Source organism: Streptomyces sp. NPDC050509 (assembly GCF_044457965.1).
GTDB lineage: Bacteria > Actinomycetota > Actinomycetes > Streptomycetales > Streptomycetaceae > Streptomyces.
Genome location: NZ_JBITHL010000001.1, coordinates 994198 through 1017542 on the forward strand (window position 1 = coordinate 994198; position 23345 = coordinate 1017542).

18 protein-coding genes are annotated in these 23345 nt (G+C 71.3%); 2 read left to right on the forward strand and 16 right to left on the reverse strand.

Annotation, left to right across the window (positions count from 1 at the left end; all coding sequences use genetic code 11):
- Position 1: 1 nt before the first annotated feature.
- From ACIBJC_RS03865 to ACIBJC_RS03940, 16 genes are all read right to left on the reverse strand, one after another.
- Complete coding sequence (locus ACIBJC_RS03865; protein WP_399287300.1) at positions 2 to 850, reverse strand: TatD family hydrolase; 849 nt, start codon at positions 848 to 850, stop codon at positions 2 to 4.
- Entirely contained in the window at positions 850 to 1452 is a 603-nt protein-coding gene (locus ACIBJC_RS03870) for an EboA domain-containing protein (protein WP_399287303.1), read from the reverse strand. The genes ACIBJC_RS03865 and ACIBJC_RS03870 overlap by 1 nt, the downstream gene beginning before the upstream one ends.
- Positions 1449 to 2294: a sugar phosphate isomerase/epimerase family protein gene (locus ACIBJC_RS03875; RefSeq protein ID WP_399287306.1), complete on the reverse strand. Its 846-nt coding sequence runs from the start codon at positions 2292 to 2294 to the stop codon at positions 1449 to 1451. Before ACIBJC_RS03875 ends, ACIBJC_RS03870 begins: the two co-directional genes overlap by 4 nt.
- On the reverse strand, positions 2291 to 3250 hold the full coding sequence (locus ACIBJC_RS03880; protein ID WP_399287309.1) for an SCO3242 family prenyltransferase: 960 nt from the start codon (positions 3248 to 3250) through the stop codon (positions 2291 to 2293). Before ACIBJC_RS03880 ends, ACIBJC_RS03875 begins: the two co-directional genes overlap by 4 nt.
- The gene (locus tag ACIBJC_RS03885; protein WP_399287312.1) at positions 3247 to 4422 is read right to left on the reverse strand and encodes an inositol-3-phosphate synthase; all 1176 of its coding nucleotides are present in this window, start codon (positions 4420 to 4422) and stop codon (positions 3247 to 3249) included. Before ACIBJC_RS03885 ends, ACIBJC_RS03880 begins: the two co-directional genes overlap by 4 nt.
- Positions 4423 to 4582: 160 nt before the next feature.
- Positions 4583 to 8284 (reverse strand): ThuA domain-containing protein, encoded by a 3702-nt coding sequence (locus ACIBJC_RS03890; protein WP_399287315.1) that lies wholly within the window; start codon positions 8282 to 8284, stop codon positions 4583 to 4585.
- Between the two features lie 393 nt (positions 8285 to 8677).
- A complete protein-coding gene (locus ACIBJC_RS03895; RefSeq protein WP_399287318.1) occupies positions 8678 to 9682 on the reverse strand; it encodes a sugar phosphate isomerase/epimerase family protein in 1005 nt (334 codons plus the stop codon).
- Between the two features lie 43 nt (positions 9683 to 9725).
- The gene (locus ACIBJC_RS03900) at positions 9726 to 10970 is read right to left on the reverse strand and encodes a Gfo/Idh/MocA family protein (protein WP_399287321.1); all 1245 of its coding nucleotides are present in this window, start codon (positions 10968 to 10970) and stop codon (positions 9726 to 9728) included.
- A 109-nt stretch (positions 10971 to 11079) separates the two neighbouring features.
- Positions 11080 to 12120, reverse strand: a complete 1041-nt coding sequence (locus ACIBJC_RS03905; RefSeq protein ID WP_399287324.1) for a substrate-binding domain-containing protein — start codon at positions 12118 to 12120, stop codon at positions 11080 to 11082.
- A 57-nt stretch (positions 12121 to 12177) separates the two neighbouring features.
- Positions 12178 to 13347 (reverse strand): ABC transporter permease, encoded by a 1170-nt coding sequence (locus ACIBJC_RS03910; RefSeq protein WP_399287327.1) that lies wholly within the window; start codon positions 13345 to 13347, stop codon positions 12178 to 12180.
- Positions 13344 to 14888 (reverse strand): sugar ABC transporter ATP-binding protein, encoded by a 1545-nt coding sequence (locus tag ACIBJC_RS03915; RefSeq protein ID WP_399287329.1) that lies wholly within the window; start codon positions 14886 to 14888, stop codon positions 13344 to 13346. Before ACIBJC_RS03915 ends, ACIBJC_RS03910 begins: the two co-directional genes overlap by 4 nt.
- A 402-nt stretch (positions 14889 to 15290) precedes the next feature.
- Positions 15291 to 16475 (reverse strand): ROK family protein, encoded by a 1185-nt coding sequence (locus ACIBJC_RS03920; RefSeq protein WP_399287332.1) that lies wholly within the window; start codon positions 16473 to 16475, stop codon positions 15291 to 15293.
- 283 nt (positions 16476 to 16758) lie between these two features.
- Positions 16759 to 17436 carry a GntR family transcriptional regulator gene (locus ACIBJC_RS03925; RefSeq protein WP_399287334.1) on the reverse strand — a complete coding sequence of 226 codons (678 nt, stop codon included), beginning with the start codon at positions 17434 to 17436 and terminating at the stop codon, positions 16759 to 16761.
- Between the two features lie 127 nt (positions 17437 to 17563).
- On the reverse strand, positions 17564 to 18511 hold the full coding sequence (locus ACIBJC_RS03930; RefSeq protein WP_399287336.1) for a beta-ketoacyl-ACP synthase III: 948 nt from the start codon (positions 18509 to 18511) through the stop codon (positions 17564 to 17566).
- A 114-nt stretch (positions 18512 to 18625) separates the two neighbouring features.
- Positions 18626 to 18772: a hypothetical protein gene (locus ACIBJC_RS03935; protein ID WP_329827818.1), complete on the reverse strand. Its 147-nt coding sequence runs from the start codon at positions 18770 to 18772 to the stop codon at positions 18626 to 18628.
- Entirely contained in the window at positions 18735 to 20090 is a 1356-nt protein-coding gene (locus ACIBJC_RS03940) for an OFA family MFS transporter (protein WP_399287339.1), read from the reverse strand. The genes ACIBJC_RS03935 and ACIBJC_RS03940 overlap by 38 nt, the downstream gene beginning before the upstream one ends.
- A 225-nt stretch (positions 20091 to 20315) precedes the next feature.
- Between ACIBJC_RS03940 and ACIBJC_RS03945 the strand changes: the two genes are divergently transcribed.
- Together ACIBJC_RS03945 and ACIBJC_RS03950 are read left to right on the forward strand one after the other, a co-directional pair.
- Positions 20316 to 21299, forward strand: a complete 984-nt coding sequence (locus tag ACIBJC_RS03945) for a 2-dehydropantoate 2-reductase (RefSeq protein WP_399287341.1) — start codon at positions 20316 to 20318, stop codon at positions 21297 to 21299.
- A gap of 67 nt (positions 21300 to 21366) precedes the next feature.
- Positions 21367 to 23340, forward strand: a complete 1974-nt coding sequence (locus ACIBJC_RS03950) for a molybdopterin oxidoreductase family protein (RefSeq protein ID WP_399287345.1) — start codon at positions 21367 to 21369, stop codon at positions 23338 to 23340.
- Positions 23341 to 23345: the final 5 nt, after the last annotated feature.

Here is a 23345-nt window from a genome sequence, read left to right on the forward strand (position 1 = left end):
CTCACTCCCCGCCGCGCAGCACGGAGTTGCCCTCGTGGAGGGCTTCCGGTGCGGGGACGTCGAGCTGGAGCCGGCCGCTGAGTCCGTAGAAGGCGACGGGGTTGCGCCACAGGACGAGGTCGACGTCGTCGGCGTCGAATCCGGCCGCGAGCATGGCGTCCGCGACCTTGCGGGTCTTGAGGGGGTCGCTGTTGCCCCAGTCGGCGGCCGAGTTGACGAGGACCTTCTCCGTGCCGTGCTCCTTGAGTACGGCGACCATCCGGTCCTCGTCCATCTTGGTGTCCGGGTAGATGGAGAAACCGAGCCAACTGCCGCTCTCGGCGGCCTCCTTGACGGTCGTCTCGTTGAGATGGTCGAGCAGGACCCGGTCCGGGTCCAGGGCTGATTCCCGTACGACGTCGATGGTGCGGCGCAGCCCGGCGAGCTTGTCGCGGTGCGGGGTGTGGACAAGGGCGGGAAGGCCGTGGTCGGCGGCGAGCTGGAGCTGCGTGGCGAGGGCGGTGTCCTCGGCCGGGGTCATGGAGTCGTAGCCGATCTCGCCGACGGCGACGACGCCGTCCTTGACGAGATAGCGGGGCAGTTCGTCCAGGACCGGGGTGCAGCGCGGATCGCCCGCCTCCTTGGGGTTGAGGGCGAGGGTGCAGTGGTGGGCGATGCCGTACTGGGCGGCGCGGAACGGCTCCCAGCCGAGCAGGGCGTCGAAGTAGTCGTAGAAGCTGGCGGGCGAGGTACGGGGCTGGCCGAGCCAGAAGGACGGCTCCACCAGGGCGCGTACCCCGGCGGCGTACATCGCCCGGTAGTCGTCCGTGGTGCGGGACGTCATATGGATGTGGGGGTCGAAGATACGCATCAGGACTCCTCGCCGGTCAGTTCGAGCGCACGGTGCAGGTCGGCGGGTACGGGGCGGCCGGCGGCGGTGCGCTCGGCGGCGAAGTCGCGGAGCATACGGGCCAGTTCGGCGTCCCCGTGGGCGCGTACGGCCAGGTCGGCGACGGTGTCGAGCGCCACCCCGGTGAAGAGGCACTTGAGGACGGCGTGCCGCCAGCCGTGGGCGTCGAGATGGGCGGCGGCGTACGGGCCGACGGCCGCTGCGACGAGCCGGGTATCGTTGGTCCGCAGCGCGTCCTCGACCAGGGGCAGGGCGCCGGGTCCGGTGACGCGTTCGGGCAGGGCGAGCAGGACGGCGCGGCGCTCGGCCGCGGTGCCCCGGTGGTAGAGCCGGGTGAGGGTGGCCGCTCCGGCTCCGGCCCGCTGGAGCAGCAGGGTGCGGACGGCGTCGGCGTGGTCCTGGCCGCAGTGGCGCCCGGCGGCGGCGAAGCGCAGCTCCCAGGGGACGGCAACGTTGTCGTCGTCGCGTCCGGCCGCGGCGGTCGCCTCGGCGAGCGCCGAGTCGAGCCAGGAGACGGCGCCGGGGGCGATCAGGCCCGCCAGTTCCGGGTGGCGGTGCGTCATGCGCGTACCCCCGGCCCACGGAGGAACTCGATGGACGTACGGGCGAGTTCGGGCCCGGCGTGGGAGTGGCGGGGCAACTCCACGACGGTCAGGCCCTGGTAGCCGGTGGCGGCGAGCGCGTCGAGCACGGGCGGGAAGTCGATCTCACCGTCACCGAACGGCAGATGCTCGTGGACACCGCGTCGCATGTCCTCGATCTGGACATGGCGCAGCCAGGGCGCGGCGTCCCGTACGCAGTCGGCGGGCGACGCGGCCTCCAGACACTGGCAGTGGCCGATGTCGAGGGTGAGTCCGAGCTGGTCGGGGTCTCCGAGCCGGTGTCTGAGCTGGTGGAAACCGGCGAGGTCCCCGACGAGGTGGCCGGGTTCGGGCTCGATCGCCAGCGGGATGTCGGCGGCTTCGGCGGCGTCGAGCACGGGGCCCATCGCCTCTTCGAGCCGCTTCCAGGCGGTGTCGGGGTCGGTACCGTCCGGGGTGACGCCGCTGAAGCAGTGCACGGCGTGGGCGCCGAGGTCGGCGGCGACCTGGACGGCGGTGACGAGCAGCCCGGTCCTGGCGGCGCGTCCCTCGGGGTCGGGGTCGAGCAGGGTGGGGCCGTGTTTGCGGCGCGGGTCGAGGACGTAGCGGGCGCCGGTCTCGACGGTGACGTCGAGCCCGAGCTCCGCGAGCCGGCCGGCGACCCGGCGGGTGCGGGCGGCCAGTTCGGGCGCCATCGGGTCGAGATGCATGTGGTCGAGGGTGAGCCCGACGCCGTCGTAGCCGAGGTCGGCGAGGAGGCCGAGGGCGTCGTCCAGCCGCAGATCGGTGAGCCCGTTGGTGCCGTATCCGAGACGCAGACTCATGTGGGGCTCACTTTCCGTGCGACGGTGCGGGCCAGCGGTACCAGCCCCATGACTCCCAGCGCCACCCCGACCGCCCCGCCGCGCGCGGCCAGCGCGCCCTGGAGCGGGATCATGGCCCGGATCCCGCCGCCGACGGCGCGCTGGGTGAGGGCGGGGGACGGGTTGAGGGCGGCGTGCAGCAGGGGCCGCCCGGCGGTCCCGGCGTAGACGGCGGCGAGGGTGGCGGCGAGCGCGTGGCGGGCCGTCCGGCCGGGGGCGCCGGGAGCCGGGGCGCCGGGGCCGGCCGGTGGCGGGCAGCGGCCGAGCAGCGCCCCCACCGTCCCGGTCACCGCGAGCGCGGCGAGCGGCAGTGCGGTCGAGCCGCCCTGCGTCTCGCGGCGCGAGACGGTGGTGACGGCGGCGGTGTGCGCGCCGAGGACGGCGGCGGCCGGCAGCGCGGCGCGCACACCGCTCCGGGTCGCCTGCCCGGCGCCCGCCGCCGGGGCACTCGCCGTGGCCCCGAGCAGCAGGTCCAGGGAGCGGGCCGCGCCCATCGCCGCCGGGCCCGCCGGGGTGTGCTTGAGGTGCAGGTCGTACGCCCAGACCGTGGCCGCCAGCGCCGTGCCCACCGCCAGTGAGGGCCGGCCGGCGCGGGCGGCGAGCGCCAGGCCCGCGGCGGTCAGGGTCCCGGCCGCGGCGAGGGCCGCGGGCGGGGAGATCCGGCCCGAGGGGATCGGGCGGTGCGGGCGGTCGATCGCGTCCTCCTCGCGGTCGGCCCAGTCGTTGAGCGCCATGCCCGCCTCGTACAGGCAGAGCGAGGCGCCCACGGCGAGCGCGGTGGCGCGTCCTGGCCGTACGCCGAGCGCCGCGGCGCCCGCGAGTCCGTCGCCGACCACGGTGAACAGGGCGGAGACCCGCAGCAGTTCGGCCCAGGCCCCGAGCCGGCCGGTGTCCGGGCTCCCGGTACGAGCGCTCATCCGGCCTCCCCCAGGGCCTGTGCCGCGGGCCCCAGCCGGCCGGCGAAGGAGAGCAGCGCCTCGAACTGTTCGGCGAGCGCGGCGGGGCCGCCGTCCGGGTCCTTGAAGTAGAAGCCGAGTTCGGGCAGCGGGCCGCTCAGCCCGGTCTCGTGGGCGCGGGCCACGAGGCGGGCCAGGTCGAGGACGAGCGGCGCGGCGAGCGCCGAGTCGCACCCCTGCCAGATGGTCTGGAGGATCATCCGCGAGCCGAGGAAGCCGTCGAAGGCGATGTGGTCCCAGGCGGTCTTCCAGTCGCCGAGCGCCGGAACGTCGTCGATGTGGACCTCGCCCTCGGGCGAGGCGCCCAGGGTGTCGGTGAGGACGCGCTCCTTGCCCGCGTTCTTGGCCGCAGCCGCGGCCGGGTCGGCCAGCGCCGCTCCGTCCCCGCCGCCCAGCAGGTTCGTACCGGACCACGCCCGTACGGTCAGGGCCCGCTGGACGAACATGGGGGCGAGTACGGAACGGAGCAGCGTCTGGCCTGTCTTGCCGTCACGGCCCGCGTGGGGAAGTCCGCGGGCCGCCGCGGCGGCGCGGAGGGCCGTGGTGCGCAGCCCGGTCGAGGGGGTGAAGTTGACGTACGGGCAGCCGGCCCGTACCGCCGCCGCCGCGTAGAGCGAACTCGGGGGCAGGCGCGGGTCGTCCGGGTCCGGTTCGGCCTCGGTGGAGGAGACGTTGACGACGACGGTGCGACTGACGCCGGTGCGCCGCGCGAAGTCGGTGAGGTCGTCGGCGAAGCCTGCGATGATCTCGTCGTCGCTCCTGGTGTCGCCGGGCTGGGGGCCGCCGGCCCGTATCTCCCGGTCGGCGGCGGAGAGTTCGGTGTGGATCGCGGCGGTCAGCCCGTGCGGCAGGACGCCGGCCGCGGTCAGCGCCTCCGCGCGTTTGGGGAGCGGGCAGCTCGCCGTGTCGTGTCCGCCGAAGACGAGCGAGGACAGGGCGGGCAGCCCGGCCCCGGCGAAGGGCGCGGTCTCGGTGACCATGCCCGTCGGGGGATGGAGCCCCGCGGTGACGGCCGCGCACCCCGCGACGGCTGTGGTGGCGACGGAGCCGCGGGCCCCGACGAACCAGACTCCGGTGCGTACGGCGGCCCCGGCCGTCCCCGCTGCTGTCGATTCCGTACCGGTCGTGGTCACGGGCTGCCTCCCTGCGGTGGTGCGATGGGGTGGTGGTGCTGTGCGGCGGTGGTGCTGTGGCGGTGGTGGTGCTGTGGCGGTGGTGGTGCTGTGGCGGTGGTGGACGGCGGGCGGGGGGTACGGCGCCTCCCCGCCCGCCGCCGGTCGGCGGTCCCGCCCGTCAGGACGAGGGCAGTTCCTTGAGCTGGATGTCGCGGAACGACACCTGGTCGTCGGCCCCGTGGTTCTGGAGCCCTATGTAACCGTTCTTCAGACTGCGGGCCGGATCCTTGTTGGTGAAGTCGTTGATCTTCACCCCGTTGAGGAAGATCTGGAGCCGCTCACCCTGGACCTTGATCTCGTAGTTGTTCCACTGGCCCGGTGGGCGCAGCACCCGGTCCCTGGCCTTGAGGTCGGCGGACTTGAAGCCGTAGACCGATCCGGTGGTGCGGTCGGGGGTGTCGGTGGCGTCGATCTGCACCTCGTACCCGTTGTTCACCGCGGACCAGGGGTCGTCGGAGGCCGGGAAGCCCACGAAGACACCGGAGTTGTCGTCCCCGGCCATCTTCCAGTCCAGCTTCAGGGAGTACGAGCCGAGCTCCTTGGCCTGGTGCCAGAGCAGCCCCATGCCGCCCTTCGAGCGCAGTTCGCCGTCCACGACGTCGAACGTGCCGGGGCCCGCCTGCTTCCACCCTTCGAGGGTCTTGCCGTTGAAGAGGGAGCGGTAGCCGGTCCTCGGCTTGCAGTCGGCCTTGACCTGCCCGGCCGCGTACCGCAGTCCGCCGAGCAGGTGCTCCCGGAAGGGCGCCTCGGCGTACGACTCCTTGGTGTGGCCGCCGCCGGTGTAGAAGGACCGGCCGCCCTCGTAGGTCTGGCACCAGGCGATCGGGTGGTCGCCCTTCATGGTGCCGCCCTGGTAGGTGGTCTCGTCCAGGGTGGCCAGGACGCGGGCCTGATCGCGCGGGTTGGTGCGGTAGTTGTACCACTCGTCGGTGCGCTGCCACTCGTCGTCCAGGTGCGCGGTGGCCGGGTGGTCGTGGTCCTCCACCCGTACGGTGGCGGGCTGGATCGCCGGGTGCGATGCGAAGTAGGCGCCGACGAGGCCGCCGTAGAACTCCCACTCGTACTCGGTGTCCGCCGCGGCGTGCACGCCCATGTAGCCGCCGCCGGTGGCGACGTAGTTCTCGAACGCCTTCTGCTGGTCGGCGCCCAGCACATCACCGGTGGTGGAGAGGAAGACGACCGCGTCGTACCGGGCCAGGTTGTTGGTGGTGAACTGGCCGGCCTCCTCCGTGGCGTCCACGGTGATCCCGGTGGTCTTCCCCAGCTCCTTGAGGGCGGTGACGCCCTCGGCGATCGAGTCATGACGGAATCCGGCGGTCTTGGAGAAGACCAGGACCCGCTTCTCGGTCTTGCCGGGCACGGCGTTGGAGAGCTGGAAGTCGTCCACGTCGAAGAGCGCGCCCGAGCCGCCCTTGAAGACCAGGAAGAGTTCGGTGGTCTTCTTCGGTACGGAACGCAGCGGTACGTCGATGTCCTGGAAGGTCTCCCAGCCTCCGGTGACCGGGATCGGCGCGGAGCCGAGCAGGTTGCCGGTGGCGGAGCCGGTCCGTACCTCCAGGAAGCCGCCGGCGCCGCCGGAGGAGATCCGGGCGGTGAGTGTCTTCGACCCGGTCAGGTTGTACGGCTTGAAGGAGATCCAGTCGCCGTTGTCGATGTCGCCGACGGTCTTGCCGCCGTTGGCCGGGGCCTTCTCGGAGACCGTGACGCCGGAGGAGTTGTTGAAGTGCTCGGCCTGCCGGTGGCGCGGCTGGAGCTGCGCCTGGTCGTGGGTGGTGAGCGCGGCCTGGCCGCCGCCTCCGCCGTCGGTGTACTCGGCGTCGATCACACCGAAGATGTTGGCGTTGGGGTCGTGCTCGGTGTCGGCGGGTGCGGTGATGGTGCCTTCGCAGCCGTTCGCGGAGGTGATCGGGTGGCCGTGGCTGTCATGGCCCAGGATGTAGCGGACGACGACCTTGGAGCAGTCGATCGTGCCGTCCTCCGGGTCGGTGACCTTCACCTTGAAGGGGATCTTGTCCCCGAAGTTGAAGAGGTGTCCGTCCGCGGGGAGTTCGAGGGTCACCTTGGGTGCGGTGTTGCCGACGACCACGCGCACGGACGCGCTGCCGGTGCGCTCCGTCGGGTCGGTGACGGTGAGCCGCGCGGTGTACGTGCCGTTCTTCCGGTACGTGTGGGCCGGGTTGGCCTCGGTGGAGGTGGCGCCGTCGCCGAAGTCCCAGGCGTAGCTGAGCGCGTCGCCGTCGGGGTCCTGGGTGCCGGCCGAGGAGAACGTGACCTTCAGCGGGGTGGTGCCGGAGGTCTTGCTCGCGGCGGCCACGGCGATCGGTGACTTGCCGCCGGTGGAGTTCTCGATGCGGTAGAGCGCGGAGTGCTCGTCGCCGCCGAACCAGGAGAGGCCGTAGTCGAGCACGTAGAGCGCGCCGTCCGGGCCGAAGGCCGAGTCCATGACCTGGGTGCCGGTCCACGGGAACGGGTTGATCTTCTCGACCGTGCCGTCGTCACCCTGCTCGATCCGCTTGATCCACTGGCGGCCGAACTCGGTGGCGAAGAAGTCGCCGTCGTACTCCTCGGGGAACTTCACCGGGGAGTCGAGGTCCGCGTCGTAGCGGTAGACGGGGCCGGCCATCGGGGACTCGGAGCCGGTGCCGAACTCGGGCACACTGCTGCCGTCGTAGTCGATCCAGGCGGGCTGGGCGGGCGGCAGATCGGTGATCCCGGTGTTGTTCCGCGAGGTGTTCTTCGGCGCGGCGCAGTCGAAGGCGGCGCCGGATTCCTTGGTGCCGAAGTCGTAGTCGACGAACGGCTCGTTCTTGCCGACGCAGTACGGCCAGCCGTAGTTGCCGGGCTTGGTGACCCGCGCGAACTCCACCATGCCGGCCGGGCCCCTGGCCGGGGAGGCGGCGCCCGCGTCGGGGCCGTAGTCGCCCACGTACACGACGCCGGTCTGCTGGTCGACGGATATCCGGAACGGGTTGCGGAACCCCATGGCGTAGATCTCGGGGCGGGTCTTCTCGGTGCCCGGGGCGAAGAGGTTGCCCTCGGGGACGGTGTACGAGCCGTCCTCGGCGACCTTGATGCGCAGGAGCTTGCCGCGCAGGTCGTTGGTGTTGCCCGCACTGCGCTGGGCGTCGAACGCCGGGTTGCGGTCGGCCCGTTCGTCGATCGGGGTGTAGCCGTCGGAGGCGAACGGGTTGGTGTCGTCGCCGGTCGACAGGTACAGGTTGCCGTCGGCGTCGAAGGCGATGTCGCCGCCGACGTGGCAGCAGGTGCCGCGGGTGGCGGCGACGTCGAGGACCTTCTTCTCGCTCGCCTTGTCCAGCGTGCCGTCCTCGTTCAGCGTGAAGCGCGAGAGCCGGTTGATGCCGTCGAAGGGCGCGAAGTCGGCTGCTGTGCCGTTCTCGGGGGCGTCACCGGCCGGGGTGTCCAGCTCGGGCGCGTAGTAGAGGTAGATCGCCCGGTTCTCGGCGAATCCGGGGTCCACCCCGACGCCCTGGAGACCTTCCTCGTCGTGGTTGTACACGTCGAGGGTGCCGGAGACCATGGTGTCGCCGCCGGCGTCGGTGAGGCGCAGGGTGCCGTCGCGCGAGGTGTGCAGGACGCGGCGGTCCGGGAGTACGGCGAGCGACATCGGCTCACCCACCTCGTCGGCGCCCTTGGCGAGGGTCACCTGCTGGAAGCTTTCCTCCGCCGCCGACGGTCCTGCCCCCGCGGCGGACGCGGGTACGGCGCTCAGGCTCGACCCGGCGAGCAGGACGCCCGTCAGGAGTGCGAGGAGGTTTCTGGCTCGGGGGTGCTGGCCGGCTCGGGGGCGTTTTCTGTGCACGAAAGTCCTCCACGGTGGGCTGTTCGTACCTGCGAGGTGCCGGGAGAGCGCGGTCCCTCGCGCTCTCGCCTCCTCGGGGGGGGTGCTCGTCCGGCACCGGGTCCCCGTGGAGGTGGCTGTGTCACCGACGTGCGCCGTCACATCGGGGACCACCGTTTTGCTGTGTCATGTCATGTCATGTCGCACGCGCTACGTTGTTCTGTACAACTCAATCGTCATGGACGGTAGCCGGGTTCGTCCCGTACGGAAAGACCTTGCGCACGGGTGAAGTTGAACTTCTTCCAGTTTCTGGACAAAGCGCCCGCCGGGCAGGCCGGACCGCCCGGCGGCGGCTCGCGCCACCGGGCGCCCCGGAATGTGCGGTACGGGACGGACCCCGTACCCCTGCCGGAGCTACTCGCCGCCCCCGAAGGCCGCGTCGAACGACGCGCTCGGCGGGTCGAAGTCGAAGCGCTTCAGACCGGCGAGGGCCTCGGGCGCCCCGGCCAGCCGGTCCATGCCCGCGTCCTCCCACTCGACGGAGACGGGCCCCTCGTACTCGATCGACCGCAGCATCCGGAAGACGTCCTCCCACGGCACATCGCCGTGCCCGGCCGAGACGAAGTCCCAGCCGCGCCGCGGATCGCCCCACGGCAGATGGGAACCGAGGCGTCCGTTGCGGCCGTCGAGGCGCTTGCGGGCCTCCTTGCAGTCGACGTGGTAGATCCGGTCGCGGAAGTCGTAGAGGAAGTTGACCGGGTCCAGGTCCTGCCAGACGAAGTGGCTCGGGTCGAAGTTCAGCCCGAACGCGGGACGGTGGTCCACCGCCTTCAGCGCCTCGTGCGTGGTCCAGTAGTCGTACGCGATCTCGCTCGGGTGGACCTCGTGCGCGAAGCGGACGCCCTCGGCGTCGAAGACGTCCAGGATCGGGTTCCACCGCTCCGCGAAGTCCTCGTACCCCCGCTCGATCATGCCGGGCGGCACGGGCGGGAACATCGCGACGAGATGCCAGATCGAGGAGCCGGTGAAGCCGACGACCGTGTCGACCCCGAAGGCCGCCGCGGCCCTGGCGGTGTCCTGGATCTCCGCGGCGGCGCGCCGCCTGACGCCCTCGGGCTCGCCGTCGCCCCAGATCCGGGACGGCAGGATGCCCTGGTGGCGCTCGTCGATGGGGTGGTCGCAGACGGCCTGGCCGACGAGATGGTTGGAGATCGCCCAGCACTTCAGCCCGTACTTGTCGAGCAGTTGGTGGCGGCCTGCCAGGTACGCGGGGTCGGCGAGGGCCTTGTCGACCTCGAAGTGATCGCCCCAGCAGGCGAGTTCCAGGCCGTCGTAGCCGAAGTCACGGGCGAGCCGGCACACCTCCTCCAGGGGCAGATCGGCCCACTGGCCGGTGAAGAGTGTGAACGGACGTGGCATTCGGACCTCCTTCTGGGAATTCCCGGACCCTCCGGGAACGCTGTTACGCCGGTGCCGGTGACTCGTCCGACGACGCCGCCGCCGGCGGTACGGGCGTGTACACGGCGTTCTTCGCCGCGCTGTCCTCCACCGCGGCGAGCACCCGCTGCACCTGGAGCCCGTCCTCGAACGACGGCACCGGGTCGCGTCCGGCGGCGACCGCCTCGACCAGGTCGCGCACCTGGTGCACGAACGTGTGCTCGTACCCCAGCGCGTGGCCCGGCGGCCACCACGCCTCCAGATAAGGATGCTCCGGCTCCGTGACCAGGATCCGGCGGAACCCCGACGAGACCGCGGGCTCGGTGTGGTCGTGGAACGACAGCTCGTTCAGCCGCTCCAGGTCGAAGGCGAGCGAGCCGCGCTCGCCGTTGATCTCCAGCCGGAGCGCGTTCTTGCGGCCCGAGGCCATCCGGGTCGCCTCGAAGGAGGCCAGCGCGCCCGAGGCCAGCCGCCCGGTGAACACCACCGCGTCGTCGACGGTCACCGCGCCGGTCCCGGCCCCGCCGGTCCCGGACAGACCGGCGGTCGCACCGCTGAGGACGGGCCGCTCCTTGACGAAGGTCTCGGCGAGCGCCGAGACCCCCACCAACGCCTCCCCCGTCAGGAACTGCGCCAGATCGACGATGTGCGCGCCCAGGTCGCCCAGCGCCCCCGACCCGGCGTGCTCGCGCTTGAGCCGCCAGGTCAGCGGGGCCGCCGGATCGGCCAGCCAGTCCTGGAGGTAGGTGACCCGTACATGGCGCAGCGTGCCGAGCCGGCCCTCCTCGATGAGCTTCCTGGCGTACGAGACGGCCGGCACCCGGCGGTAGTTGAAGCCGACCATGGCGAGCTGGCCACGGGAGCGCGCGGCCCGCGCCGCCCTGACCATCGCCTCGGCCTCGGCCACCGAGTTGGCGAGCGGCTTCTCGCACAGGACGTGTTTGCCCGCCTCCAGCGCGGCGATCGCGATCTCCGCATGGCTGTCCCCCGGTGTGCAGATGTCGACCACCCGCACATCGTCGCGCGCGATCAGCTCCCGCCACTCCGTTTCGGCGGCCGCCCAGCCGTGTTTCCGCGCGGCGGCCTGCACGGCGGTCCGGTCCCGGCCGCAGATCGCGGCGAGCACCGGCCGCATCGGCAGGTCGAAGACGTGTCCCGCGGTGCGCCACCCCTGCGAGTGGGCGGCGCCCATGAACGCGTATCCGATCATGCCGATGCCGAGTGTCGGCGGTGCACCGGCTGCTTGCTCCGCCGCTTCCCTGGGGGTCATCGGAGTACTCCTCGTCTCTCGCTCGGTGGGGGGTGGCCCGGTGCCGCCCGTACCTTTCTCCGGCACGGGCGGGTCCGGTCCGGGCCCTGGCCTAATGCCGAGAGGGGCACTAGTTGAAGCCCGTGGGCAGGTACTGGTCGACGTTGTCCTTGTCGACCACGGCCGAGTAGAGGGTGACGGAGGCCGGGATCTCCAGCTCCGCCATTCCGCTGATGCCCTTGGCGTTGCCCAGCGCGCGGGCCAGGTCGATGGCGGAGGCGGCCATCGTCGGCGGGTAGAGAACGGTGGCCTTGAGCACACTGTTGTCGGCCTTGATCGCGTCCATCGCCGACTTGGCCCCGGCGCCGCCGACCATCAGGAAGTCCTTGCGGCCCGCCTGCTGGATGGCGCGCAGGGCGCCCACGCCCTGGTCGTCGTCGTGGTTCCACAGCGCGTCGAAGGAGGACTGCGCCTGAAGGAGCTGGGCCATCTTCGCCTGGCCGGACTCGACGGTGAAGTCGGCGGCCTGGCGGGCGACCTTCTTGATGTTCGGGTAGTTCTTCAGCGCGTCGTCGAACCCCTTGCTGCGCTGCTGGGTCAGCTCCAGGCTGTCGACCCCGGCCAGCTCGATGACCTTGGCGTTCGGCTTGTCCTTGAGCCGCTGGCCGATGTAGTTGCCGGCGCTGACGCCCATGCCGTAGTTGTCGCCGCCGATGTAGGCGCGGTACGCCTGCGGGTTGGAGAAGATCCGGTCGAGGTTGATGACCGGGATCCCGGCGCGCATGGCCTTCAGGCCGACCTGGGTGAGGGCCTTGCCGTCGGCCGGCAGGATCACCAGGACGTCGACCTTCTTGTTGATGAGCGTCTCGACCTGGCCGATCTGCGCGGCGATGTCGTTGGAGCCCTCGGTGATGTCGAGGGTGATCTCCGCGTACTTCTTCGCCCGCGCCTTGGCCTGCTCGTTGATCGCGTTGAGCCAGCCGTGGTCGGCCTGGGGGCCCGCGAAGCCGATGGTGAGGGCCTTGCCGGGCTTGTCGTCGGCGGCGGGCGCGTTCTCGGCCGCCGTCTCCTTGCTCGCGGCGGGCTCGTTGCTGGTACAGGCGGTGAGGAGGGCACCCGCGGAGACGGCTGCGGTGCCGAACAGGAGTCCTCTGCGGCTGGTTTCTGGCATGGCGGTTCAACCCTTCGGATAGGGCGGTACGACGGTGAGCGGGTACGAGGCGGGAGCTCAGGCCTCGCCGTTGCGCGCGGTGCGGCGCTGGACCAGTACGGCGGCGACGATGATGGCGCCCTTGGCGATCTGCTGGACGTCGCTCTGGAGGTTGTTCAGAGCGAAGATGTTGGTGATCGTGGTGAAGACGAGGACCCCGAGGACGGAGCCGACGATGGTGCCGCGGCCCCCACTGAGGAGCGTGCCGCCGATGATCGCCGCGGCGATGGCGTCCAGCTCGTACAGGTTTCCGTTGGTGTTCTGCCCCGAGCCCGCCAGGATGATCAGCAGGAAGGCCGCGATGCCGCAGCACAGCCCGGAGAGCAGGTAGAGGTAGAGCCGCTGCCTGCGCACGTCGATCCCGGCGAGCCGGGCGGCCTCCGCGTTGCCGCCGACGGCGACGGTACGCCGGCCGAAGGTCGTACGGTTCAGAATCAGCCAGCCGATGACGGTGACGAGGGCGAAGACCAGGACGAGCGGCGGGATCCCCAGGATGTACGCGTCGGGGACTCCGAGGTCGAGGACCGGGTTCACGGTGACGATCTGGGTCTTGCCGTCGGTGATCTGGAGCGCGAGGCCCCGGGCGGAGGCGAGCATCGCGAGGGTCGCGATGAACGGCACCATCCCGCCGTACGCGATCAGCACCCCGTTCACCAGGCCGCAGCCGAGCCCGACGATCACCGCGGTGAAGAGGATCCCGGCGAACCCGTACTCCTGGGTGGCCAGGGTCGTCGCCCAGACCGAGGCGAGGGCGACGATCGCGCCGACCGACAGGTCGATACCGCCGCTGGTGATCACGAAGGTCATGCCGACGGTGACCACACCGATGACCGACGCCTGGGTCAGCACCAGTTGGAGGTTGTTGGTGTCGAGGAACTGGTCGGGCTTGGTGATGCCGCCGACCACGATCAGCGCGGCGAGCACCCCGAGCAGCGAGAGGTTACGGACATCGAGACGCATCCCGAGGGCGCGCCAACCCCCGTTGTCCTGAGGCGACTTGGCGGCCCGAGCGGCCTTGGTCGCGGGGGCCGTGGCGGCCGTGCCGTCGGACGGCCCGGCCGGTTCGGCGAGCGAGGTGTGCGAGGCGGTCGCGGTGTGCTTGGCGGTCGAGGTGTGCGCGGCGGGTGGCCCGGACGCGGGGGCGTCTTCGGGCCCGCCCCGCCGTTCCTCGGAGGCGGGCTGTGTCATGGCGTCGGACTCCCTTCCATCACAAGATCGAGTACACGGTGCTCGTCGAGCTCCTGGGCCGGCGCCCGGTGGACGACCCGGCCCTCCCGGAGCACCAGCACCCGGTCGGCGAGGCCCAGTACCTCGGGGACCTCGCTGGAGACGAGCAGTACGGCCAGGCCTTCGTCGGCCAGCCGGCGGATCACGGCGTACAGCTCGGCGCGGGCGCCCACGTCGACCCCGCGCGTCGGCTCGTCGAGCAGCAGCACCCGGCAGCCGCGCAGCAGCCAGCGGGCGAGGACCGCCTTCTGCTGGTTGCCGCCGGAGAGGGTACGGATACGGGCGTCCGGGTTGTCGGGGCGCAGGGAGAGTTCCCTGGTGGCGCTCTGCGCGGCGGTGCGCTCGGCGGTGTGGTCGAGCCAGCCGCCCCGGGAGAAACGGCCCAGCGAAGACACCGACACGTTGCGGGTGACCGATTCGAGCATCAGCAGGCCCTGCGCCTTGCGCTCCTCGGGTGCGAGCCCGAGCCCCGCGCGGACGGCGGCGCGCACACTGCCGGGGCGCAGCGGTACGCCGTCGACCAGGACCCGGCCCGCGCTCGGCCGGCGCGCCCCGTAGATCGTCTCCAGGATCTCGGAGCGCCCGGAGCCGACGAGCCCGGCGAGCCCGACGATCTCCCCGGGCCGCAGTTCGAGGTCGACGGGGGCGAACTCCCCTTCCCTGGCGAGCCCTTCGACGCGCAGCACGGGCTCGGGGCGCGGGACGCCGTCCGTCGTGCCGGAGGCGGCGGGCCGCTCGGGGAAGACGTACTCGACGTTCCGGCCGGTCATCAGCGCGACGACCTCGCGGGTCGGGGTCTCCTTGGCGGGCAGCGCGACGGCGACGGTGCGGCCGTCCTTGATGACGGTGACCCGGTCGCCGATGCGGCGGATCTCCTCCAGCCGGTGGGAGATGTAGATGACCGCGACCCCGTCGGCGGTGAGGGTGCCGACGATACGGAAGAGGTTGTCGACCTCGTCGGGGTCGAGGGCCGCGGACGGCTCGTCCATCACGATGAGCCGTACCTCGTGGGAGAGGGCGCGGGCCATGGAGACGATCTGCTGCTGGGCGGCGGAGAGCGAGCCGACGGCGCGGGTGGCCTGGATCTCGGGGTGGCCGAGGCGGGCCAGCAGCGCGGTCGCCCTGGTCCGCGCCTCGCGGCCCCTGACCACGAATCCGGCGGTGGTGGGCTCGTGCCCGAGGAAGATGTTCTCGGCGACCGACAGCCCTTCCACCAGGTCGAGTTCCTGGTAGATGGTCGCGATGCCGAGCCGCATGGCGGCGATGGGCGACTTGAGGGTGACCGTCTCGCCCTGCCAGGTGATCACACCGCCGTCGGGCTGGTGGGCCCCGGCGAGCGTCTTGATGAGGGTGGACTTGCCGGCGCCGTTCTGGCCGAGCAGACAGTGCACCTCACCCGCCTCGACCTCCAGGTCCACCCCGTCGAGGGCGCGGACACCGGGGAACGTCTTCGTGATGCCGGACATGGTGAGCAGCGGGGGCGGTGGTGGAGCTGGTGCCATGGCGAAATCCCCTCGGCGGATGGCGGCCCGATCCACGGGGCGCGACGGCCCACGGGCAGGGTGCGGCGGAGCTGACGGCTGTGGTGTACGGACGTCGTGTCGTACGGATGCGGTGTGGCGCGGCTCGTGCGAGTGGTGCGGCTCTGACGGCTCGTGCGGCTCGGTACGCGGTGTGGCTCGTGCGGTGGTACGGCTCGGTGTGGCTCGTGCGGTGGTACGGGTGACGCGCGATGGTGCCGGTGGTACGGATGGCGGGATGCTGCCGGTGGTACGGGTGGTACGGATGGCGCGATGGTGCCGGCGTACGGGTGGCGCGGCTCTTGCGGTGGGACCGGGGTGGGTCCCTGGCGGTACGGAGGTGGTACGGGGTGGGGCGGGCGGATCAGTGGTGCTGCACCGGCGTCAGGCCGGTGAGAACAGGTGGTCGCTGATGAGCCGGGCCGCGCCGGTGACTCCGGCGGTCGGTCCCAACTCGCCCAGGACGATGGGGAGGTTGCCGGTGGCCAGCGGCAGGGACTGCCGGTAGACCTGGGTCCTTACGCTGGCCAGCAGGGTGTGGCCGAGACCGGTCACCCCGCCGCCTATCACCACGAGACCGGGGTTGAAGAAGCTGACGAGCCCGGCGATGACCTGGCCGACGCGGTTGCCGCCCTCGCGGATGAGCTGGAGCGCGGCCGGGTCTCCCGCCGCCGCCGCGGCGGCGACGTCCACGGCGGTGAGCGGTCCCCCCGACTCCTCCAGACGGGCGGCCAGTTCGGGCGAGTGGCCGGTTCGGGCCGCGTCCTCCGCGTCCCGGGCGAGCGCGGCGCCGCTGAAGTACGCCTCCAGGCAGCCCTTGTTGCCGCAGGCGCAGGGGCGGCCTTCCGCCTCGACCTGGATGTGGCCGATGTCGCCGGCGCTGCCGGTCGTTCCCCGGTAGACGTCGCCGCCGACCACGATGCCGCAGCCGATGCCCGTACCGATCTTGACGCAGAGGAAGTCACCCACGGAGCGTGCGACGCCCGCGTGCTGCTCCCCCATCGCCATCAGGTTCACGTCGTTGTCGACCATGACCGGGCAGCCCAGCTCCTGGCTGAGCGCCTCCCGTACGGGGAAGCCGTCCCAGCCGGGCATGATCGGCGGTGCGACGGGAACGCCCTCGGGGAAGCGGACCGGGCCCGGCACCCCTATGCCCGCGCCGTCGAACTCGTCGGCCAGGCCGCTGACTTTGAGCTTGGCGGCCATGACGAGGACCTGCTCGAAGACGGCGACGGGGCCCTCGCGGACGTCCATCGGGTGGTTGAGATGGCCCAGGACCTCCAACTCGGCGTTGGTGACGGCCACATCGATGGAGGTGGCGCCGATGTCGACACCGAGGAAGCGCATGGCGGGCGCCAGCCGGATGTTGTGGGAGCGCCGGCCGCCGCGCGAGGCGGCGAGTCCGTCGGCCACCACGAGGCCGGTCTCCAGCAGCCGGTCCACCTCGACGGCGAGCTTGGAGCGCGAGAGGTCGACCTGATCCCCGAGCTGGGCACGGGAGTTGGGTCCGCCGTCGCGCAGCAGCCGGAGCAGCCGCGCCTGGTGAGCGTTTGCGGGTCGTGCGGTCATCCGTCTCACGCGCCCCTCCCCGCCTTCTCGGCCGTAATGCGTCGGTGTGTGCGGCCGGGCCGTCCGTGAGCCGGTGTGCCGCGCTTTCGAGGGAACGTAGCAGCGCTTGCCCGCAGGGGGAAGAAGTTGCGCAGGAATCCGTACCAACTTTCTCCACACCGAGGACAAAGCCGGGGCGGACACCGCCCGGATCCGGACAGCACGACGGCCGTCACACGGTTTTCGCGTGACGGCCGGGGAGGTATGGGGAGGTACGGCGGAGCCGCGGTGACAGCGGCCGGGGTCAGGTGCGTTCGCGCTGGTGGTACGTGGTGCGGGTGTGCTCCGTGTGCGCCTTCATGATCTCGGTGGCGCGGCCTTCGTCCCGTGCGGAGATCGCGGCGATCAGCTCGCGGTGCTCGATCCAGGACTGCTTGCCGCGCTGCCGGGCGACCGGTGTGTAGTACCAGCGGACCCGGCGGTGGACCTGCGCGGCCAGCTCGGCCAGGACGAGGTTGCCCGCCAGCTCCATCACCTTGGCGTGGAAGGCGGCGTTGGTGGCGACCGCCAGGTCCACGTCGTCGTCCGCCACGGCGCGCTCCCCCCGGGCGCACAGCTCCTCCAGCGCGGCGATCCCCGCCGTACCGGAGTTGGCGGCGGCGAGCCGGGCGGCGTCCGCCTCCAGCAGCGTACGGACCGAGAGGAGCTGGTCGGCCTCCTCCTCGGTCGGTTCATGGACGAACGCGCCCTGCGCCGGGCGGAGATCGACCCAGCCCTCGGTGTTGAGGCGCTGGAGCGCCTCACGCACCGGCTGCCTCGACACTCCGAGGTGGCCCGCGAGTTCGCTCTCGACGAGATGCTGGCCCGGCTGGAGCGCCCGGGTCGTTATCAGTTCGAGCAGGGCCTCGTAGACGCGCTCCCGCAGTGGACCCGGTCGTTCGAGCTTGGGCACGGATCCCTGCGCCAACTTCGCGGACAGCATCGCGGTCCCCCTCCTGGCCGGCAGTGTCGATGACGGTGGAGACAGCCCGTGGCGAAGCGCCCGCACCTGGAATGTGAGGGCGTCACCACATTGGCTATCGTCTACAGTCTACCGAGATCCGCCGGGTTCATGGGCAGCGGATGACCTGACCCGCGTAGGAGAGATTGCCTCCGAAGCCGAAGAGCAGCGCGGGAGCCCCGGACGGAACCTCCCCGCGCGCCACGAGCTTGGAGAGAGCCATCGGGATCGAGGCGGCGGACGTATTGCCCGATTCCACGACATCCCGGGCGATGACCGCGTTGACCGCGCCGATCTTCTGCGCGACGGGCTCGATGATCCGCAGATTCGCCTGGTGCAGCACGACGGCGCCCAGCTCCTCCGGCGCCACGCCGGCGCGCTCGCAGACCTTGCGGGCGATCGGCGGGAGCTGGGTGGTCGCCCAGCGGTAGACGGACTGGCCCTCCTGCGCGAAGACGGGCGGGGTGCCCTCGATCCGTACCGCGTGCCCCATCTCGGGCACCGAGCCCCAGAGCACCGGGCCGATCCCCGGCTCCTCGCCGGGCTCGGTCGCCACGACCACGGCCGCGCCCGCGCCGTCCCCGAGCAGGACGCACGTCGTACGGTCCGTCCAGTCGGCGACGGCGGCCATCTTGTCCGCGCCGATGACCAGCACACGGGAGGCGGAGCCCGCCCGTACGGCGTGGTCGGCGGTGGCGAGGGCGTGGGTGAAGCCCGCGCACACCACATTCAGGTCCATGACGGCCGGTGACCCCATGGAGAGCCGGGCGGCGACCCGCGCGGCGGTGTTCGGCGACCGGTCGATCGCCGTGGAGGTGGCGACCAGCACCATGTCGATGTCGGCCGGGGTGAGACCGGCCGCGGCGAGTGCCTTGGCACCCGCGTGCGCGGCCAGTTCGTCCACCGGTTCGTCGGGACCCGCCACGTGCCGGGTCTTGATCCCGACCCGGCTGGTGATCCATTCGTCACTGGTGTCGACCATCGCCGCCAGGTCGTGGTTGGTGAGCACTTTGGCGGGCTGATAGTGCCCCAGCGCGGCGATACGAGTTCCGGTCATGCTCCGGACCCCCTCTTCGTCGACGTACAGGAATGCTCCAGTCTCGTCAGCGACTCACCGGTAAGGGTGCAGGGGAATCAACAGGATTCTTCCGCGTCGGTTGGAGACTCCGCCTTATCCGGTGAAAAGCTGGGCGGCCTTCAGGACCAGCTCGTACACACCGTACGCGAGGGGGATCCCCACCCAAAGCCAGGCGAAGACGATCAGACCGGTACGGCGGGGTTCAGGCGTGGTGGCGCTGGTCGCCGGCGAGCTGGTCATCGGCTGCCTCCCTCGGTGCGGGAACGTGGTGACGGGGGTGGACGGGCCTGACGAGCTCATTGGCGACGAAACCGACGACCAGCAGACCGATCATGATCGTGAACGAGAGCCCGTAGAGCCCCGCGCCACTCCTGCCCGCCTCTTCCTGGCTGTCGGCGACACGGTTGACGATGAGCGGGCCGAGGACCCCGGCGGTGGACCACGCGGTGAGCAGCCGGCCGTGGATGGCGCCCACCTGGTAGGTGCCGAAGAGGTCCTTGAGATAGGCGGGGATGGTGGCGAAGCCGCCTCCGTAGAAGGAGAGGATCACCAGCGCGCAGACGACGAACAGCGGCTTGGAGGAGTCGCCGAACAGCGCGATGAGCAGATACATGACGGCGCCGGCGCCGAGATAGACGCGGTAGATGTTCTTCCGGCCGATGAGGTCGGAGGTGGAGGACCAGCCGATCCGGCCCGCCATGTTGGCGGCGGAGAGCAGGGCGACGAACCCGGCGGCGGCCGACACGGAGACGGGCGTGGACGTCTCCGCGAAGAAGTCCGTGATCATCGGGGCGGCCTTCTCCAGGATCCCGATACCGGCGGTCACGTTCATGCACAGGACGAGCCACAGGCACCAGAACTGCGGGGTGCGTACGGCGGACCTGGCGGAGACCTGCGCGGTGGGGGCCGGGGCGCCCGCCGCCGTCGCCTCCCCGGGCGCCTTCTGCCGGTAGCCGGGCGGGGGGACCCGGACCAGCAGCACGCCGAGCGACATGAACACCGCGTACACCAGTCCGTGGGTCAGGAAGGCGTACGCGATCCCGTCCGGGCCGCTGCCGTACGACTTCAGCATCTGCGCGGACCACGGGGAGGCGATGAGCGCGCCGCCGCCGAACCCCATGATGGCGATGCCGGTGGCCATGCCGGGGCGGTCGGGGAACCACTTGATCAGGGTGGAGACCGGGGATATGTAGCCGATGCCGAGGCCGATCCCGCCGACGAATCCGTAGCCGAGGACGATCAGCCAGAACTGCTCGGTGGCGGCGCCGAGCGCGGCGATGAGGAAGCCGGACGAGAAGCAGCACAGGGCGACGGTCATCGCCCAGCGCGGCCCGTTGCGTTCGACGAGGGTGCCACCGAAGGCGGCGGACAGACCGAGCATCACGATGCCCAGTTGGAACGGGAGGGCGCTCTGGGTACCGGAGAGACCGAGCGCGGATTCGAGCGGTGGCTTGAACACGCTCCAGGCGTACGCCTGGCCGATCGAGAGGTGCACCGACAGCGCGGCGGGGGGCACCAGCCAGCGGCTCCAGCCGGCGGGTGCGAGTGGTGGGGTCATGGTCACGGACTCTAGGAACCCGTGTGCCCTGTTGGGAAGATCTTCAACTGCCCGGTTGGAAAGATCTTTCACGGCGGTCACCGGCCCGTACGGACGGAAGCCCGGTCGGCCAGGAGCCTTGTCGGCCAGAACTCCATACTGTAGACAATATTTCGTCGACAGAAAAGAGTCGTCGGCGAGACAGAGCCTTCCCTCGGTCCCCTCAACCGAACGGAGAGCATCACCGTGAAAGTCGCAGTCGTCGGCGCCGGAGCCATCGGCGCCTACGTCGGAGCCGCCCTGCACCGGGCCGGCGCCGATGTCCATCTCATCGCCCGTGGACCGCATCTGGCGGCCATGAGGCAGTACGGAGTCCGGGTGCGCAGTCCGCGCGGCGATTTCACCGCGCGGGTGCACGCCACCGACCGGCCGGACGCGATAGGTCCGGTCGACTACGTGTTCCTGGGTCTCAAGGCGAACTCCTACGCGGCGTGCGGGCCGCTGGTGACGCCACTGCTCCAGGAACGGACGGCGGTCGTCGCCGCCCAGAACGGCATCCCCTGGTGGTACTTCCACGGCCACGGGGGTCCGTACGACGGCCGGCGGGTCGAGAGCGCCGACCCCGCCGGCTCCGTCAGCGCCGTCCTGCCGCCCGAGCGTGCGATCGGGTGTGTGGTGTACGCGGCGACGGAGCTGGCGGGGCCCGGTGTGGTCCGGCATCTCGAAGGGACCCGGTTCTCCGTCGGGGAGCCGGATCGCTCGGTCTCCGCGCGCTGCCGGGAGTTCAGCGACGCCATGCGGGCGGGTGGTCTCAAGTGCCCGGTCGAGCCGGAGGTGCGCGAGGACATCTGGATCAAGCTCCTCGGCAACATCTCCTTCAACCCGATCAGCGCGCTGACCCGCGCCACCATGCGGGAGATGTGTCTGCACCGCTCCACCCGTGAGGTCATCGAACTGATGATGGCGGAGTCCCTGCGGGTCGCGGCGGCGCTGGGCTGCCGCCCCGACATCTCCGTGGAACGGCGGCTCGCGGGCGCGGAGCGGGTCGGCGACCACCGGACGTCCACGCTCCAGGACCTGGAGAAGGGCAAACCGCTGGAGCTGGACGTCCTGCTCGCGGCCGTCGTGGAGCTCGCGGAGATCACCGGGGTGGACGTGCCGACGCTCCGCACGGTGGGCGCGATCTCCGATCTGCTGGACGAGTCGTTCCGACGGGGCGCCGCGGCCTGACGGGGCGGGTGCGTGGCCGAATCCCGGTCCATGGGGTTCCGTCCCGCACCCGCCTACAGAATACTGTATGCACATCCGTTGGTACGGCCGCCGGCCCGCACTCCGAGGAGAGCGCAGCGTGAAGAAACGAGACCGCACGCCGAAGACCTACGCCCGCATCACCCACCCGATGGTGCGGGACACCAAGGACGGCCCCCTGCGCCGGGCGACCTGGGACGAGGCGCTGGACCGGGCGGCCGAGGGACTGGGCGCCGCGCGCGGCGCGTTCGGGATGTTCTCCTGCGCCCGCGCCACCAACGAGATGAACTACGTGGCGCAGAAGTTCGCCCGCGTGGTCATGGGCACCAACAACGTCGACTCCTGCAACCGCACCTGCCACGCGCCGAGCGTCGCCGGGCTCTCCGCCGTCTTCGGATCCGGCGGCGGCACCTCCTCGTACGGGGAGGTCGACCACACGGACCTGATCGTGATGTGGGGCTCCAACGCCCGCTTCGCACACCCGATCTTCTTCCAGCACGTCCTGCGCGGCATCAGGAACGGCGCGCGGATGTACGCCGTCGACCCGCGCCGCACCTCCACCGCCGAGTGGGCCGAGAGCTGGCTCGGGCTGAACGTCGGCACGGACATCCCGATGGCCCACGCGGTCGGCCGCGAGATCATCCACGCGGGGCTGCACAACACGTCGTTCATCGCGCGCGCGACCTCCGGCTTCGAGGCGTACGCGGCCGAGGTCGAGCCCTGGACGCTCACGGCGGCCGAGCGGGTGACCGGGGTGCCCGCCGAGGCGATCAGGGACCTCGCCCACGCCTTCGCCCGCGCCGAACGCGCCCAGCTCTGCTGGACCCTGGGCATCACCGAGCACCACAACGGCACCGACAACGTACGCGCCCTGATCAACCTCGCCCTGCTCACCGGACACGTCGGGCGGTACGGCTCCGGCGTGCAGCCGCTGCGCGGCCAGAACAACGTGCAGGGCGGCGGCGACATGGGCGCCATCCCGAACCGGCTGCCCGGCTTCCAGGACATCCTGGAGCCGGACGTACGGCGGAAGTTCGAGACCGCGTGGGACACCGTCATCCAGCCGCGCTACGGGCTCAACCTGACCGACATGTTCGAGGCGATGGAGTCCGGCGCACTCCGGGCCGTCTACTGCATCGGCGAGAACCCCGCCCAGTCGGAGGCCGACAGCGAGCAGGCCGTGCGGCGGATGCGGCAGCTCGACTGCCTCGTGGTCCAGGACATCTTCCTCACCAGGACCGCCGAACTCGCCGACGTGGTGCTGCCCGCCACCGCCGCCTGGGCCGAGACCGACGGCACCACCACCAACAGCGAACGCCGCGTGCAGCGCGTCCGCAAGGCCGTCGAACCACCCGGCGAGGCACGCGAGGACATCGACATCATCTGCGACCTCGCGGGCCGCCTCGGTCACGCCTGGAAGTACGCGGACGCCGAGTCCGTCTGGAACGAACTGCGTTCGGTCTCCCCCGACCACTACGGCATGACCTACGAGCGGCTGGCCGAGCACCAGGGCATCCAGTGGCCGTGCCCCGCCACCGACCGGCTCGAACCGACCTTCCTGCACGGCCGGTTGTGGGAGGACGATCCGCAACGGCTCGGCAGGCGCGCCCCCTTCGGCCTCGTCCGGCACGACCCGCCCGTCGACCTCACCGACGACCTCTACCCGGTCAGGCTCACCACGGGACGCCGACTCGACTCGTACAACACCGGTGTGCAGAGCGGGAGTTTCGCCTCCCCGCTACGCCGGGGCGAGTACGTCGAGCTGAGCCCGGAGGACGCCGAGCGGTACGGGGTGACGACCGGCGAGGAGGTACGGATCAGCTCCCGGCGCGGCGCCGTACAGGCACCGGTCTGGATCGACCCGGGGCTGCGCCCGGGACTGGCCTTCATGACCATGCACTTCCCGGACGAGGTGGACACCAACCAGCTCACCATCGAGGCCAACTGCCCGATCGCGGGCACCGCCGAGTTCAAGGCGTCCGCGATCCGGATCGAGAAGCTGCCCCAACCGACCAGGAGTTGACCTCA

Excerpts from the sequence above, each read along its gene's own strand:
- ACIBJC_RS03865 (WP_399287300.1), bottom strand. The coding sequence starts at position 850 with ATGCGTATCTTCGACCCCCACATCCATATGACGTCCCGCACCACGGAC.
- ACIBJC_RS03870 (WP_399287303.1), bottom strand. The coding sequence starts at position 1,452 with ATGACGCACCGCCACCCGGAACTGGCGGGCCTGATCGCCCCCGGCGCC.
- ACIBJC_RS03875 (WP_399287306.1), bottom strand. The coding sequence starts at position 2,294 with ATGAGTCTGCGTCTCGGATACGGCACCAACGGGCTCACCGATCTGCGG.
- ACIBJC_RS03880 (WP_399287309.1), bottom strand. The coding sequence starts at position 3,250 with ATGAGCGCTCGTACCGGGAGCCCGGACACCGGCCGGCTCGGGGCCTGG.
- ACIBJC_RS03895 (WP_399287318.1), bottom strand. The coding sequence starts at position 9,682 with ATGCCACGTCCGTTCACACTCTTCACCGGCCAGTGGGCCGATCTGCCC.
- ACIBJC_RS03900 (WP_399287321.1), bottom strand. The coding sequence starts at position 10,970 with ATGACCCCCAGGGAAGCGGCGGAGCAAGCAGCCGGTGCACCGCCGACA.
- ACIBJC_RS03905 (WP_399287324.1), bottom strand. The coding sequence starts at position 12,120 with ATGCCAGAAACCAGCCGCAGAGGACTCCTGTTCGGCACCGCAGCCGTC.
- ACIBJC_RS03910 (WP_399287327.1), bottom strand. The coding sequence starts at position 13,347 with ATGACACAGCCCGCCTCCGAGGAACGGCGGGGCGGGCCCGAAGACGCC.
- ACIBJC_RS03915 (WP_399287329.1), bottom strand. The coding sequence starts at position 14,888 with ATGGCACCAGCTCCACCACCGCCCCCGCTGCTCACCATGTCCGGCATC.
- ACIBJC_RS03920 (WP_399287332.1), bottom strand. The coding sequence starts at position 16,475 with ATGACCGCACGACCCGCAAACGCTCACCAGGCGCGGCTGCTCCGGCTG.
- ACIBJC_RS03925 (WP_399287334.1), bottom strand. The coding sequence starts at position 17,436 with ATGCTGTCCGCGAAGTTGGCGCAGGGATCCGTGCCCAAGCTCGAACGA.
- ACIBJC_RS03930 (WP_399287336.1), bottom strand. The coding sequence starts at position 18,511 with ATGACCGGAACTCGTATCGCCGCGCTGGGGCACTATCAGCCCGCCAAA.
- ACIBJC_RS03935 (WP_329827818.1), bottom strand. The coding sequence starts at position 18,772 with ATGACCAGCTCGCCGGCGACCAGCGCCACCACGCCTGAACCCCGCCGT.
- ACIBJC_RS03940 (WP_399287339.1), bottom strand. The coding sequence starts at position 20,090 with ATGACCCCACCACTCGCACCCGCCGGCTGGAGCCGCTGGCTGGTGCCC.
- ACIBJC_RS03950 (WP_399287345.1), top strand. The coding sequence starts at position 21,367 with ATGCACATCCGTTGGTACGGCCGCCGGCCCGCACTCCGAGGAGAGCGC.